Source organism: Testudinibacter sp. P17/SS/0325, from assembly GCF_053570765.1.
This window is the reverse complement of record NZ_CM131635.1, coordinates 528,177-542,567: the sequence shown is the minus strand read 5'-3', so window position 1 is coordinate 542,567 and position 14,391 is coordinate 528,177. Positions and strand designations below refer to the sequence as shown.

General features: G+C 47.8%; 11 protein-coding genes. 4 read left to right on the top strand and 7 right to left on the bottom strand.

Annotated elements, in window-relative coordinates; translation table 11 throughout:
- The first annotated feature begins 3 nt into the window (after window positions 1-3).
- Genes carA through carB form a run of 3 tightly spaced genes read left to right on the top strand, consistent with a single transcriptional unit; the run spans window position 4 to window position 5,245 of the window.
- Window positions 4-1,155, top strand: coding sequence for a glutamine-hydrolyzing carbamoyl-phosphate synthase small subunit (gene carA, locus ACWA50_RS02685; RefSeq protein ID WP_431053788.1), 1,152 nt, complete (start codon window positions 4-6; stop codon window positions 1,153-1,155).
- A gap of 14 nt (window positions 1,156-1,169) precedes the next feature.
- A complete protein-coding gene (locus ACWA50_RS02680; RefSeq protein WP_431053787.1) occupies window positions 1,170-2,024 on the top strand; it encodes a PhzF family phenazine biosynthesis protein in 855 nt (284 codons plus the stop codon).
- Between the two features lie 26 nt (window positions 2,025-2,050).
- Complete coding sequence (gene carB / locus ACWA50_RS02675) at window positions 2,051-5,245, top strand: carbamoyl-phosphate synthase large subunit (protein WP_431053786.1); 3,195 nt, start codon at window positions 2,051-2,053, stop codon at window positions 5,243-5,245.
- 55 nt (window positions 5,246-5,300) lie between these two features.
- Here the strand turns inward: carB and hemN are convergent, their stop codons facing one another.
- The 4 genes from hemN to ACWA50_RS02655 all read right to left on the bottom strand — a co-directional run bounded on the left by hemN (window position 5,301) and on the right by ACWA50_RS02655 (window position 9,591).
- Entirely contained in the window at window positions 5,301-6,668 is a 1,368-nt protein-coding gene (gene hemN, locus ACWA50_RS02670) for an oxygen-independent coproporphyrinogen III oxidase (RefSeq protein ID WP_431053785.1), read from the bottom strand.
- Between the two features lie 8 nt (window positions 6,669-6,676).
- Window positions 6,677-7,120, bottom strand: a complete 444-nt coding sequence (locus ACWA50_RS02665) for a DUF2489 domain-containing protein (RefSeq protein WP_431053784.1) — start codon at window positions 7,118-7,120, stop codon at window positions 6,677-6,679.
- The gene (yihI, locus tag ACWA50_RS02660; protein ID WP_431053783.1) at window positions 7,120-7,704 is read right to left on the bottom strand and encodes a Der GTPase-activating protein YihI; all 585 of its coding nucleotides are present in this window, start codon (window positions 7,702-7,704) and stop codon (window positions 7,120-7,122) included. The genes ACWA50_RS02665 and yihI overlap by 1 nt, the downstream gene beginning before the upstream one ends.
- A gap of 537 nt (window positions 7,705-8,241) precedes the next feature.
- A complete protein-coding gene (locus ACWA50_RS02655; RefSeq protein ID WP_431053782.1) occupies window positions 8,242-9,591 on the bottom strand; it encodes a GntP family permease in 1,350 nt (449 codons plus the stop codon).
- 286 nt (window positions 9,592-9,877) lie between these two features.
- On the opposite strand from ACWA50_RS02655, the gene ACWA50_RS02650 reads away from it, so the two are divergent.
- Complete coding sequence (locus ACWA50_RS02650; RefSeq protein WP_431053781.1) at window positions 9,878-10,408, top strand: gluconokinase; 531 nt, start codon at window positions 9,878-9,880, stop codon at window positions 10,406-10,408.
- Between the two features lie 52 nt (window positions 10,409-10,460).
- Here the strand turns inward: ACWA50_RS02650 and ACWA50_RS02645 are convergent, their stop codons facing one another.
- From ACWA50_RS02645 to ACWA50_RS02635, 3 genes are read right to left on the bottom strand one after another with little or no spacing between them, the layout of a single operon-like run.
- Window positions 10,461-12,269: an alpha/beta hydrolase gene (locus tag ACWA50_RS02645; RefSeq protein WP_431053780.1), complete on the bottom strand. Its 1,809-nt coding sequence runs from the start codon at window positions 12,267-12,269 to the stop codon at window positions 10,461-10,463.
- Window positions 12,256-12,945 carry a cyclase family protein gene (locus tag ACWA50_RS02640; RefSeq protein WP_431053779.1) on the bottom strand — a complete coding sequence of 230 codons (690 nt, stop codon included), beginning with the start codon at window positions 12,943-12,945 and terminating at the stop codon, window positions 12,256-12,258. Before ACWA50_RS02640 ends, ACWA50_RS02645 begins: the two co-directional genes overlap by 14 nt.
- A gap of 16 nt (window positions 12,946-12,961) precedes the next feature.
- Complete coding sequence (locus ACWA50_RS02635) at window positions 12,962-14,323, bottom strand: alpha/beta hydrolase-fold protein (RefSeq protein ID WP_431053778.1); 1,362 nt, start codon at window positions 14,321-14,323, stop codon at window positions 12,962-12,964.
- Window positions 14,324-14,391: the final 68 nt, after the last annotated feature.

Here is a 14,391-nt window from a genome sequence, read left to right as displayed (position 1 = left end):
TTCATGTCTGAACCAGCCATCTTAGTCTTAGCGGACGGCTCAATTTTCCACGGCACTTCCATTGGCTATCCAGGCCATACCATCGGCGAAGTGGTTTTTAATACATCCATGACGGGTTATCAAGAGATTCTGACCGATCCGTCCTACAGCAAACAAATTGTCACCCTCACCTATCCGCATATCGGCAACACCGGCGTGAATCAAGAAGACTGCGAATCGGACAAGGTTTATGTTTCCGGCTTGGTGATCCGCGATTTACCCTTGATTCACAGTAATTTCCGTAGCGAACAAAACCTATCCGATTATTTAACCGCCAATAAAATCACGGCGATTGCCGATATTGATACCCGCCGTTTGACCCGTTTGTTGCGTGATAAAGGCGCGCAAGCCGGCTGTATTATGGCAGGGGAAATTGACGAAGCCAAAGCGTTGCAACTGGCGAAAAGCTTCGGCAGCATGGCGGGCAAGGATTTAGCGCAGGAAGTGACTTGCGATAACGTCTATCGCTGGGAACAGGGCGAATGGAAATTGGGACAAGGCTTCAGCCGTAAAAACGCGGGGCGTTACCATGTGGTTGCCTACGATTTCGGGGTGAAACACAATATTTTACGTATGCTCGCCGAACGCGGCTGCCAAATCACCGTAGTACCGGCGAAAACCAGTGCGCAAGAGGTGCTGGCGTTAAATCCGGACGGCATTTTCCTCTCCAACGGGCCGGGCGATCCGGAGCCGTGCGATTATGCGATCAGCGCCATTCAACAGCTGTTAGCCAGTAAAAAACCGATTTTCGGTATCTGCTTAGGACATCAACTGCTCGGCTTGGCGGTGGGCGGCAAAACCAAAAAAATGACCTTCGGACACCACGGCGCCAACCATCCGGTGCAAAATCTTGCCACCGAGCAAGTATATATCACCAGCCAAAACCACGGTTTTGAAGTGGACGAAGCCAGTTTGCCGGACAATGTGACCGTGACCCACCGCTCTTTGTTCGACAATTCGGTGCAAGGGATTGAATTGACCACCCAATCGGCGTTTTCTTTCCAGGGACACCCTGAGGCAAGCCCGGGGCCGCACGATGTCGCCGAACTGTTCGACAAATTTGTACATGAAATGGAAGTGGTGCGCCACACCCATACGCCGCAGGTTGTGGTTTAAGCAGGAATATAACCATGAAAACCTATGCTTATCAGTTGGTTAATGTGTTTGCCGAAAGCCATTTCGATGGCAATCCGTTGGTGGTGTTCCCGCAAGCGGACGGACTGAATCAGCAGCAAATGCAACTGATTGCCCGTCAATTTAATTTGTCGGAAACGGTATTTATACAACGCAGCGATAGGCAAAGTGCGGTCAGAAAACTGAAAATTTTTACCCCTGAGTATGAAATGCCGTTTGCCGGACACCCGACCATCGGCGCGGCATTTGTGTTACAACAGCAGCTGGGATTGTCTGACAACTATCAGCTACAAACCGAGGCAGGCTTAGTCAGGCTGCAACATCAAACCGATAACATCACTTTTGCTTTAAGTAACGGTGCGCAGTTAAAGCCGTCGGCATTAGACAAAGCCTGCTGTGCCGAGATGTTAGGCTTACAACAGAATGATATTGCCGCCGAACCGGTTTGGGTGAATACCGGCACGGAACAACTACTGTTGCGATTAAATTCGGCGCAAGCGGTGGCAAATTGCCGTATCAATACCGCACTTTTCCTGCAAAAAGCCGTATCACAAAGTGGGGAAGCGCAGTTGTATGTGTGGTTTGAACAGCAGAATAACGTCAAAGTGCGGTTGTTCTTTTCCGCACACGGCGAAGTGCGCGAAGATCCGGGCACGGGTTCTGCCGCCGCTAACTTGGGCGGTTGGGCGCTTCACAACCAACGCACGCCGTTAAGTTGGCAGATCATGCAAGGCGATGAAATCGGACGACCGAACCGGCTGAGTTTAACTGTGAACGAACAACAGACGATTTATGTCGGCGGCAAGGTAATCCCCGTCGGACAAGGTGAATTTTGGGTTCCTGAAGATTAACGAGAATATTAGCAAGAGAAAAAACTATGCCAAAACGTACGGACATAAACACAATTTTGATTATTGGCGCGGGTCCGATTGTGATCGGGCAGGCGTGTGAGTTTGACTATTCAGGGGCGCAGGCGTGTAAGGCGTTGCGTGAAGAAGGTTATAAAGTGGTGTTGGTGAACTCCAATCCGGCGACCATTATGACCGATCCGAATATGGCGGACGTGACCTATATCGAGCCGATCACCTGGCAAACGGTGGAAAAAATTATTGCCAAAGAGCGCCCGGACGCGATTCTGCCGACCATGGGCGGGCAGACCGCACTTAACTGTGCGTTGGATTTGTCGAAACACGGCGTGTTGGCAAAATATAATGTCGAGCTGATCGGCGCGAAAGAAGATGCGATTGATAAAGCGGAAGATCGCGGTCGCTTTAAAGAGGCGATGACCAAAATCGGTTTGAATACGCCGAAATCCTTTGTTTGCCACAGCGTTGAAGAGGCGTGGAAAGCGCAGGCGGAAGTCGGCTTCCCGACTCTGATTCGTCCGTCGTTTACCATGGGCGGTTCAGGCGGCGGGATTGCCTATAACAAAGACGAATTCAACGCGATTTGCGAACGCGGTTTTGATGCCTCGCCGACTCACGAACTGCTGATCGAACAATCGGTGTTGGGCTGGAAAGAGTATGAAATGGAAGTGGTGCGAGACCAAGCGGACAACTGCATTATCATCTGCTCGATTGAAAACTTCGACCCGATGGGCGTGCATACCGGCGACTCCATCACCGTTGCCCCGGCGCAAACCTTGACCGACAAAGAGTATCAAATTATGCGTAACGCTTCGTTGGCGGTGTTGCGTGAAATCGGCGTGGATACCGGCGGTTCGAACGTGCAATTTGCGATCAACCCTGAAAACGGCGAAATGATCGTGATTGAAATGAATCCGCGCGTCAGCCGTTCTTCCGCCCTTGCCTCGAAAGCGACCGGTTTCCCGATTGCTAAAGTGGCGGCGAAACTGGCGGTTGGTTACACCTTAAATGAACTGCGCAACGATATCACCGGCGGTTTAATTCCGGCTTCGTTTGAGCCGTCGATTGACTATGTGGTGACCAAAGTTCCCCGTTTTGCCTTTGAAAAATTCCCCAAAGCGGATAATCGCCTCACCACTCAGATGAAATCGGTGGGCGAAGTGATGGCGATGGGGCGCACCTTCCAAGAGTCGTTGCAAAAAGCCCTGCGCGGTTTGGAGACCGGTATTTGCGGTTTCAATCTGAAAACCGAAGATATGGAAAAATTGCGGACCGAATTATCCAATCCGGGCCCTGAACGGATTCTGTACGTTGCCGATGCGTTCGGTATCGGTTGGGATTTGGCAGATGTGTATCACTATTCCAAAATCGATCCGTGGTTCTTGGTGCAAATTCGTGATTTGGTGCAGGAAGAACTGGCACTGGAGAAAAAAACGCTGGCGGATCTGGATTACGCCGAGCTGCGCCGTTTGAAACGCAAAGGTTTTGCCGATAAGCGTATCGCGCAGTTAGTGCAATGCAGTGAGAAAGCGGTACGCGATTTACGCCATCAGCTTAATCTCCACCCGGTGTATAAACGGGTTGATACCTGTGCCGCCGAGTTCGCTTCCGATACCGCCTATCTCTATTCTTGCTATGAAGAAGAGTGCGAAGCCAATCCGAGCGACCGCAAGAAAATTATGATTCTAGGCGGCGGTCCGAACCGAATCGGACAAGGGATTGAGTTTGATTACTGCTGCGTACACGCCGCCCTTGCGCTGCGTGAATCCGGCTTCGAAACCATTATGGTGAACTGTAACCCGGAAACGGTTTCGACCGATTTCGACACCTCTGACCGCCTCTATTTCGAGCCGTTGACCTTGGAAGAAGTGCTGGAAATTATCCACATTGAAAAACCGCATGGCGTGATCGTGCATTACGGCGGGCAAACTCCGCTGAAATTGGCGAATGCGTTACACGAAAACGGCGTGCATATCATCGGTACATCGGCTGATAGCATTGACGCCGCGGAAGACCGTGAGCGTTTCCAACAGGTGCTGAATAGCCTGAACCTGAAACAGCCGCCGAATCGCACCGCGCGTAACAGCGAAGAAGCGCTGAAACTGGCAAACGAAGTCGGTTATCCGCTGGTGGTGCGCCCGTCGTATGTCTTGGGCGGACGTGCAATGCAAATCGTGTATAACGATGAAGAGTTGCAAACCTATATGCGCGAAGCGGTGCGTGTGTCCGATGATAGCCCGATTCTGCTCGATCACTTCTTGAATGACGCGATTGAAGTCGATGTGGATTGTATCTGCGACGGCGAAGAGGTGGTGATCGGCGGCATTATGCAGCATATCGAACAAGCCGGTATCCACAGCGGCGACTCGGCGTGTTCCCTGCCGCCGTATTCGCTGAGTGCGGAAATCCAAGATGAAATCCGTCGTCAAACGGCGGCAATGGCGTTTGAGCTGCAAGTGGTCGGCTTGATGAACGTGCAGTTTGCGGTACAAAAAGACACCATTTATGTGTTGGAAGTCAATCCGCGTGCCTCGCGCACCGTGCCGTTCGTGAGCAAAGCCACCGGCGTACCTTTGGCGAAAATCGCCGCACGGGTGATGGCAGGTATCAGCTTGAAACAGCAGTTCGTGAGCAAAGAAGTGATCCCGAATTTGTATTCGGTCAAAGAAGCGGTGTTCCCGTTCATTAAATTCCCGGGCGTGGATACCATTTTAGGACCGGAAATGCGCTCGACCGGCGAAGTGATGGGCGTGGGCAAAACTTTCTCCGAAGCATTCTTGAAAGCGCAAATCGGTGCCGGCGAACGCTTGCCGAAACTGGGTAAAATCTTCTTATCGGTGGAAAATGCCGATAAACCGAAATTGGTCAACATCGCCAAACGCCTGCAGGACCTGGGCTACGGCTTATGTTCGACCTTAGGCACGGCAAAATTCCTACGCGAACACGGTATCGGCGTGCAGATCGTCAACAAAGTGCGCGAAGGCCGCCCGCACATTGTCGACGCAATCAAAAACGGTGAAATCGCGATGGTGATCAACACCGTCGGCAGTATGCCGGAATCGGTTGCCGACAGCCATTCCATCCGTAGCAACTCACTGCAACAACGCATTCCGGTGTACACCACCATCGCCGGCGCGGAAGCGATCAGCCAAGGGCTGAAAAGTCTGAACGATACCGAAGTTTATCGTTTGCAGGAGATGAATTAATACGCAATAAGAAAGTGAAAGTGCGGTCTGAACCGCACTTGATGTCGAGATAAAACTAAATAATCCTTGAAAACTGTTGCCGTTTCGCCAATTGGCGTGAGTAGGTGTCGAAGCAGAGGCAGATGTTGCGAATCAGTAAGCGTCCTTTGGCGGAAACGACAAGTGCGCTGTCGCCAAGGATCAGCAAACCGTCTTCCGCCAACGGTTTTAACAATGCCAAATCTTCGGAAAAATGGCGTTTGAAATCAATACCGTACTGCTGTTCCAGTGGCGCGTAATCCAAACGGAAGTTGCAGATCAAGGCTTTAATCACATCGCGGCGCAGGCAGTCTTCTCGGCTCATGGCGAAACCTTTGTGCAGCGCGTTTTGGTGATCTTCCACGTCGGCGTAATACTGTTTCAGCTCTTTTTGGTTTTGCGCATAATGATCGCCCATTAAGCTGATTGCCGACACGCCCAAGCCGAGCAAGTCCGCTTCTTCCTGCGTGGTGTAGCCTTGGAAATTGCGGTGCAGCACGCCGTTTTGTTGCGCGATTGCCAATTCGTCGTCCGGTTTGGCGAAGTGATCCATGCCGATAAAGCGGTAGCCTGCGCCGGTCAGGGTTTCAATGGTTTTTTGCAAAATGGTTAATTTGCTGTTCGGCGGCGGCAGGGTGTCGTCTTTGATTTTATGCTGTCCGGCAAAACGCGACGGCAAATGGGCGTAGTTAAACACGCTCATGCGATCCGGATTCAGTTCGCTAACCCGTTTTAGCGTCGCCATAAAACTCTCGACCGTTTGGAACGGCAAGCCGTAAATCAAGTCGATATTGGTCGAGGTGAAGCCCAACTCGCGCGCTTTTTTCATTAGTGAGAAAATAAACTCTTCGTCTTGAATACGGTTGATTGCCGCTTGCACGTCTTTGTTAAAATCCTGAATACCCATGCTGATACGGTTAAAACCGATTTGGCGCAGGTGATCCAGCATCGACAGCTCGATTTCACGCGGATCCATTTCAATGCTGATTTCCGCTTCCGGCGAAATGCGGAAATGATCGCGCAACATCTGCATTAAACGGGAAGATTGGGCTTCGCTTAAATAGGTCGGGGTGCCGCCGCCCCAGTGAATTTGGGTCACGGTGCGCGCCGTAAATAATGCGGCGCGCGCTTTGACTTCTTTTTCCAAATAATCCAGATAAATATCCGCTTTATGCTGATGACGGGTGATGACCTTGTTACAGGCGCAGAAATAGCAAAGTTTGTGACAAAACGGAATATGCACATACAGCGACAAAGGGCGCTCAGGGTAACGGCTCGCCGCCTGTAAAAAATCCTGTTCGCTATAGCCATCGTTAAACTCAAGTGCGGTCGGATACGACGTATAACGCGGACCGGACTGGTTATATTTTTGAATCAGATTGAGATCCCACTCGATTTCAGACATTCGGTTTCCTATTTTTGTATTTCCAGATCACTCAACAATTGGCGCAGTTCTAATTTTATTTTGCTTTCTAATTCGACTTCGCTGCTTTCACGGGTTAAATCCAAGCGCATACGCTGGTTTTTCGGCAAGGCTCGGCGGGCTTCGTGGGTCGGCATATCCATCACCACTTGATACAGCTGCTGCATGGCGTGGTATTTTTCGAGCGCATTTGGCATTAGTCCCGGCAGCAGCGCGTTTAAGCGGATGACACCTTCGGATAAATTACAGTCGTCATTCAACATCGCCTTGGCGATAATTTGCACGCTGTCAAAGGTGAAATCTTTGCGTTTTTGCCGTGCGGCGGCAATTTTTTGTTTCTGCTTGCGTAATGCCAACAGCAGCCAAGCGGCATAACTTGCCAAGCCGACAATGATGGCAATGGCGATCAGCAATAAAATCAATGACCAGTTCATTAGCGGAATTTATTAATATCAATAGTGTTGAAAGTGCGGTACAGCGCGTCATCGCTGTCCTCGTCTTCTTCCTCGCTCAAGCCCAATTCTTGCATTAGCTGCGCAATGCGGCTTAAACACTCATCAACAAATTGTTGATCTTTAACGGAAAGGATTTTGCCTGCATCGAGTTGATCCAGCAACTCGTTCAAGCATTCGTTGTTTTCCAGCTGCTCCAACTCCAACATCGGATCGATTTTCTTGACTTCAGTCGGTTCAGGTTTGATCGGCGTAATCACTTTGCCTTTTTCCGGCTTATTCACCATTTCGATGATCAACGGAATTTTTTTACGGCTGCCGACGCGCGGATCGCCTTTGACCGCACTTTGCTTGTGATTATTGCTTTCCGCCGCACTGTGGCGCGAGCCGGCACTCAAGCCTTTGCGTTTTTTCTTGCGTTTTTCTTCACGCGCCAACACGTCCAGCTCATAACGAGTCGGTTTGCGTCCCTTTTTGGCTTTCACTTGTGCCGCGACGGGTTTGGCGTCGGTTTTGCGCACCGGCATTACGTCGCTGATTTTACGGGTTTTCTTCTGGCGAGCCATGTCGTTCTCTTACTCTATTCTTGGGGTTTGTGATTATTCACGAAAATTAAGCGCAAATTGTACCATTCATACCGCACTTTCACACGGAATTAAATCAGCTAAATGCAGAAATTGCCATGAGCTATTAAAGACAAAACCGCACTTTATGAGCCAAAGTGCGGTTGAGATGATTGACAAAGGTCGCTGATAAGGCAGTGTAGGGGCAGATTATATATCCGCCCGAGATTGTTGACAAACTGACTTCTCTCCCTCCGCGGGCGGAGGGAGCACCGTTTTTCGTAAGAAAAATGGGGAGGGAGGTGTAATATGAAAATGCAACATATTTATTTTTAAAATGATTTATGCCTCCCTCCGTCCTTCGGACATCTCTCTTCGTATACGGAGGGAGGGAAATTATTAGAGAAAGAGACTTTGTCATCAGCTTGGGGCGGATATATAATCCGCCCCTGCTTTTATCATAAAAATCAAATTATTTAGTCTTTGTCAGCGATACTAAACCGCACTTTATAAACCAAAGTGCGGTTGAGAGCGGAGGGGTTAAAGTAAAATGCTGCCGATAACCGCAATGCCGAAGCCGACAAAGCCGATGAGGGTTTCCATCACGGTCCAGGTTTTCAAGGTGGTTTTGGTGTCCATTTCCAAGAAGCGGCTGACCAACCAGAAACCGGAGTCATTCACATGGGAGAACGCGGTCGCGCCGGAGGCAATGGCGATTACGATAAAACATAAATCGAACGCGCTTAAGCCGGTGGTCGCGGCAACGGTCGGGGCAATCAAGGCGGAGGCGGTGGTTAGCGCAACGGTTGCCGAGCCTTGCGCCACGCGCAATGCCAAGGCAATGATAAAGGCGGCGACAATCACCGGCATGCCGGTATCGGACAACATTTCCGCCAAAACATCACCGATACCGCTGGCACGCAACACGCCGCCGAACATACCGCCGGCGCCGGTGACCAACACGATGGCACAAATCGGACCAAGCGCATTATCACAGATTTTCTCGATTTGCTCGTAGCTGCGTTGTCCTTTGAGTAACAAAATCGACACGATTAAGGTGATCAACAGTGCAATCGGGGTTTTACCCAAGAAGCGTAAGGTTTGCACCCACAATTCCGCACCGTCCACCACTTTGGTGACAGTGAGGGTGTTTAGTACGGTATCCAGCATAATCAAAAACAGCGGCAGCAATAAAATCAGCAACACCTTTTTGAAGCTCGGCGGATTGAGAGGGGCGGTTTCATTAATCGCATTGGCATTTAAAAAGGCTTTTGGCAGATCCAAATGCATTTTTTTGCCTAAAAACGTACCGTATAAATAGGCGGCGATATACCAAGTCGGAATCGCACACACCAAGCCGACCAGCACCAATAAGCCCATATTGGCACCCAGCAAATCCCCGGACGCGACCGGCCCCGGGTGCGGCGGCAGAAAGGCGTGCATAACGGCAAACGCACCGGCAGCCGGAAACGCATAACGGAACAGCGAGCCGCCGAATTGTTTCGCCACGCTGAAAATAATCGGCAACATCACCACCAAACCGGCATCGAAAAAGATTGGAAAACCGAATAGCAATGAGGCGACACCCAACGCCATCGGCGCATTTTTTTCACCGAATTTATTAATCAACGTATCGGCTAACACTTTTGCACCGCCGGTGATCTCCAACAGGCGACCGATCATCGCACCCAAGCCCACCAACAGCGCCACCGAGGCTAATGTGCCGCCGAAGCCGCCCAACATCGTCGGCAGAATTTTATCCACCGGAATGCCGGTGGCAAGCGCGGTCAGCAAGCTGACGATAATCAGCGCAACAAACGCATGAACTTTGAATTTAATAATCAGGATCAGCAATAACAAAATTGCCGCAAGCATGGTAAAAATCAGCATAGTCATATCCTTTTAAACGGTTAATTACGAGGACAAGCCACTTTCTATGAACGTTATCACTAAAAGTTACCGATAACATATATTTTAACCCAAGTGCGGTAAAGGGATATTTAGTAGAAAAGTGAAAATTTGCGATCTACTTCAAAAATCTAGCCTTGAAATAGGTTTTCTTTTCTGAAGAGAGGAGATAAAACGTGATTTAGATCACTATATTGATTGTTACAGGTAACTATTTTATGCAATTTAAGGTATGTTAAAAAATAAAAACGATTGAAGGAGTCCACTTATGGCATTGACAGAGCAAAAACAGGGCAAAAGTTTTATCTTGATGGGGGTGTCCAGCACCGGCAAAACCTCAATCGGCACGGCACTGGCGCAACGCTTGGGGATTAAATTGATTGACGGTGATGATCTGCACCCGCGTGCCAACATTCTTAAAATGGGGGCAGGGCAGCCGCTTAACGACGATGATCGCGCGCCGTGGTTGGAACGGATTCGCGATGCGGCGTTCAGTTTGGAGCAAAAAAGCGAAATCGGGATTATCGTCTGCTCGGCACTGAAAAAACAGTATCGTGATTTAATCCGTGACGGTAACGAACATGTCAAATTCCTGTTTCTGCAAGGGAATTTCGATTTAGTGCTGCAACGCATGCAACAACGCAAAGGGCATTACATGAAAACCGAGATGCTGAAAAGCCAGTTCGACACCTTGGAAGTGCCGCAACAAGACGAACCCGATGTCATCCCTATCGACATCGACGGCTCGTTTGAGGACGTGGTGGCGCGCTGCGAAAGGGCGTTGAAGCCGTTGTTGTAGTGAAAACATGGGGAAAAATGCCGAGTGTGATTCGGCATTTAGATCAAGTTGGTTAGGCTAAAAAACGTCCTATCACTTGTCCGCCGACTAAAATCCATGTCATTAATAATGAGCAGAAAAATGCGCCGAGATAAATATATCCGGTTTTTAAATAGCACCAGTTATTAATCAATAATAAGACGATAAATTGCGGAATAATCACGGCTAACATCATCATCCAACGTCCGCCGAATTGTGGTAGTCCGATTAAATCGAATCCCGGTCCTATTTGCATAAAATTAGGAATGAAATGGAATAACCAAAGCATGATTAATCCACTAACTGCGATAAATATGGATTTTAATGTCCATATTAATAACGTTGAAGTAAAGCTATTATACGTTTTTGATTTCATTTGAACGTTTAATATCAGTCCGTTATATACATAGAAAAATAATAGAATTGGCAGCCAATAAATTAAAAATAAATTAAACCGTTCCGGTGTGAGTGGTTTTAAAAACGGCCATAAAAAGCGTAATTCCACGCCCCAATACCAATAAACAAAAGAAGCCAACAGATATAACCAACCGATTAAGATGATACTCAGTGTAAAAAAGCGTGTGATAATAGTTTTGGTCGGAATACCGCGCTGACGGCTAAAAATGCCGAATTCGGCTTGAAGTGCGGTAGAAAAGTGCGGGTTGGATTTTCGCCAAAGCAGGAAAAACGCGATATTTAATACCGCACTTAGCGTAAGCCAAGTAATAATGCCATTGCCCATTTCTAGCGGCATGAACGGTAATATTGCAGCCAATGGTTCGTTTGCTCCGCCCCACTGTGTTAATAAGGGATAAAGAATAATGGTTAAGAGGATATTCAAGGCTGCAAATAGCCGCCATGTTTTAGGATTAACCGCTGTTTTGTCGCTGACGGCTTGTGTTATATGAGAAAAATAGGTTGTTTTTAATAATCCGCTGGCAAGAAATAAAGCGGAAATCAGCGCGGAAAAAAGTGCGGTTAAACCGGCAAACTCTTTATACCAATAGGTTTGTTTTTCACTGTCAAGCCAATGGGTTTTATCGCCATTTTGTAATGTAGCATTAAACCATTCGATTGCCTTGCGATTACTCTCTTCGGCAATCATCACGCCAAGATGCGTTCCCTTGACTAAATCCACTCTTCTGGCACTGCCATCTTGAAAATTGCCGTAAGTATGCGCCCATTTTAACGGTACGCCTTCCGGCTGTGAAAATACCGTTTGCCGATTTTTATTATTAATCAGCTCGCTGACAGGAAACTCTCTTTCGCGATAGCCGCCGATTTCTTCATAAAGCCCTTGTGTTAAAAGGTAATTATTAATGGTTGGATCACCGCCGTTGCTACTTAAGCCATTGACTGCTTTATGATCGGGATTCAGTTTTGCCACGCGGATAGCATTCAGCGCGCCAGTGGAGTGTCCAAAAATACCCAGTGCATTTTGATCCACAAATGGCAGTGATTTTAGATATTGATAGCCATTATTCGAACCACTCATTGTTTTGTTACTTGCCGGTAAAGTGGTTGAGAAACCGTGTCCGAACTGATCGATTGCCAAGATAACAAATCCGCGTTTGGCTAATTCCAATGCGCCAAATGTACTGGTCGCCTCTTTATCGCTTTGATAACCATGCAGGGCGAGCAATCCGGGCGCAGGGGTTTCTGCGGTGGCGGTGATCGGACGGTATAATTTTACCGCCATCGGTTGCATTTCTTCCGTCATAATGCTGAATGTCTGCACGTCAATACGTCCGAAATCCTTTTCGATCAATGACGCAAAATAGGCACTGCCAAAAGACAGTAATGCGAATAAGAGCGCAAAATAAAGGTTTTTAGTTTTCATCATCGCCTCCAATTTCGGCAAGAATAGTCACTTGCGCGCTGTCAATGCCTTTTACCAGCAGTGGCAAGGCAAAAATCCGCCGTAGATTTTGGGGGTTAAGTGCAGCTAATTTCATATCTTCGATAATACAAATAAAATGCGAACTGAACATGCCGAGCATAATTTGATGGGCTTTTACTCCATGCTCAGGATTTGATGGCGAAGCAAGGGAAATAAAATCAAAACCGATAGCTTTTAAATTCGGCGCATAGTCAATTAAATATTGCGCGCAATTAATACTCACGGCACAGCCTCTAGCCGCATAAATTTGTGGTGAAGAAGCGCGGATTTTTTCTAATCCGGTGCGAATAATTAAACAATCCGCTTGCTGAATTTGAGTTAAATAAGGTGTGAGATCTTCTGGCTCAATTAAATCGGCTTCTTTTTTAGGCAGATCGATTAACAGTGGTTTCTCATAAATAAATTGCTCCAATGGTAATTCAGAGATAGTTTTTCCATTTGGATTAAAATGATTGGGTGCATCAAAATGTGTACCAAAATGGTTAAATAAATGAATTTTGGAACTGTTGTAAACATCACCGTTATTGATATTCGTGCAGGTTTCAAGCGTCATCGTCGGTTCTCCGGGAAATCCCGGATCATGGATATCGAGTGGGTGAGATAATAATTGATATGGCATAAATCACTCCTTTAATTTAGTTCGGCATTTTTTGCCGTAAAAGCCAAAGGTTCGCTTCCGGGCTATTAAATACCGCGTCCCATGTGTTGTGGGGATTATTATTCAAAATGCCGTTATCGTAGGCCTTATTAAAACTGAATTCGGTATAACGGACGTGTGGGTTTTTAAGTTGTTGGTGAAGAATTTGATAGTTAATCCGAGAACCGGCAACCGGGGAAACTTTATCTTCTTTGCTGTGAAAAAACCAAATCGGGGTGTTGGCGAGTGAGGCTAGATTTTCTACGGTTGCGTTGCCGTCGATCCATTCGACGGAATAAGCTTCGCGTCCGCTCATCAGTAATGCGGCGGCAAAAAAGTGCGGTCTATCAAGCAGTAGGTAGAGTGCGCCCTCGGCACCGCGTGATAAGCCGACCAAATAAATCCGCGCAGGATTGATCTGCGGATTCTCTTGGAGTGTTTTATCGATCATCGCCAACAGTAATGCACGACGATTTTCCGTCTGCCAATGTACGCCGCCGCGTTGTCCTTTTTGTACGTCATCAAAGGGGTCGAAAACGCCGGCATATTGCGGCGCAAGGACAAAGCCGTCTTCATAGTTTAAGGTTGAAATCGCGCCTGCGCTGGAGAGGAGCTGTGCCGTATTATCCGTTCCTAGTTGCCCGGAGCCATGTAGAAAAATCGTCAAAGGATATTTTTTCTGATCGGATATTGGTTGGGGAGAATACAGTCGATAATGCAGATTATTTTTAGGGTCGTTTAAATAGACTTGATTGGCGGCGAATTGATCGATAAGCAGATTTTTAACGTTTTGTGGTGCGGCCGTTACCTTGACCGTTTCAGGCGCAAGGGTTTTGCCATTGGTTAATTTGAGCAAACCTTGCCGCTGAATCACATATTCCAACCGCTCTTGATAAAATTGCGGTATGCGGTTGCTTTGTACGATTTCACGCTGCGTAATTTCTTGCTGTTCATTTTTGGCACGGAATGACATCGGTTCGCTATTTTCGGTTTTTAGCGAATATAAATCGGCATTTTTATCCCATTTATTGAGTTCAAGAATCAGATATTTTCCGGCATTGGGTCTAAGTGCGGGTTCCGGTCTATCGTTACTATAAGCTCGGAGGATTTGCCGAGTCCCTTGAGTTTGATTATCCAACCGCACTTCGACTTGATAAAGATCTTGTAACTCATCGCCACTCAGCAAGTTATCCTCATACTCCAAGCTAATTGCGCTGATTTTTTGTCCTTTGGCGCTGACTTCGGTGATTAAGGTCGCCTGAACGGATTTGGTTTGTTGCGGTTGATCCGGCGTTGTATCTGCGCTGACATAGGGTGAAACGATGAGAGAGAATAAAGCAATAAAAAGAGATTTAAACATGGCAACCATCCTGATAAGAGAGATTAAAAACGCAAACGGGTAATCAAATGATTACCCGTTTAAAGTGT

Excerpts from the sequence above, each read along its gene's own strand:
- carA (WP_431053788.1), top strand. The coding sequence starts at position 4 with ATGTCTGAACCAGCCATCTTAGTCTTAGCGGACGGCTCAATTTTCCAC.
- ACWA50_RS02680 (WP_431053787.1), top strand. The coding sequence starts at position 1,170 with ATGAAAACCTATGCTTATCAGTTGGTTAATGTGTTTGCCGAAAGCCAT.
- carB (WP_431053786.1), top strand. The coding sequence starts at position 2,051 with ATGCCAAAACGTACGGACATAAACACAATTTTGATTATTGGCGCGGGT.
- hemN (WP_431053785.1), bottom strand. The coding sequence starts at position 6,668 with ATGTCTGAAATCGAGTGGGATCTCAATCTGATTCAAAAATATAACCAG.
- ACWA50_RS02665 (WP_431053784.1), bottom strand. The coding sequence starts at position 7,120 with ATGAACTGGTCATTGATTTTATTGCTGATCGCCATTGCCATCATTGTC.
- yihI (WP_431053783.1), bottom strand. The coding sequence starts at position 7,704 with ATGGCTCGCCAGAAGAAAACCCGTAAAATCAGCGACGTAATGCCGGTG.
- ACWA50_RS02655 (WP_431053782.1), bottom strand. The coding sequence starts at position 9,591 with ATGCTGATTTTTACCATGCTTGCGGCAATTTTGTTATTGCTGATCCTG.
- ACWA50_RS02650 (WP_431053781.1), top strand. The coding sequence starts at position 9,878 with ATGGCATTGACAGAGCAAAAACAGGGCAAAAGTTTTATCTTGATGGGG.
- ACWA50_RS02645 (WP_431053780.1), bottom strand. The coding sequence starts at position 12,269 with ATGATGAAAACTAAAAACCTTTATTTTGCGCTCTTATTCGCATTACTG.
- ACWA50_RS02640 (WP_431053779.1), bottom strand. The coding sequence starts at position 12,945 with ATGCCATATCAATTATTATCTCACCCACTCGATATCCATGATCCGGGA.
- ACWA50_RS02635 (WP_431053778.1), bottom strand. The coding sequence starts at position 14,323 with ATGTTTAAATCTCTTTTTATTGCTTTATTCTCTCTCATCGTTTCACCC.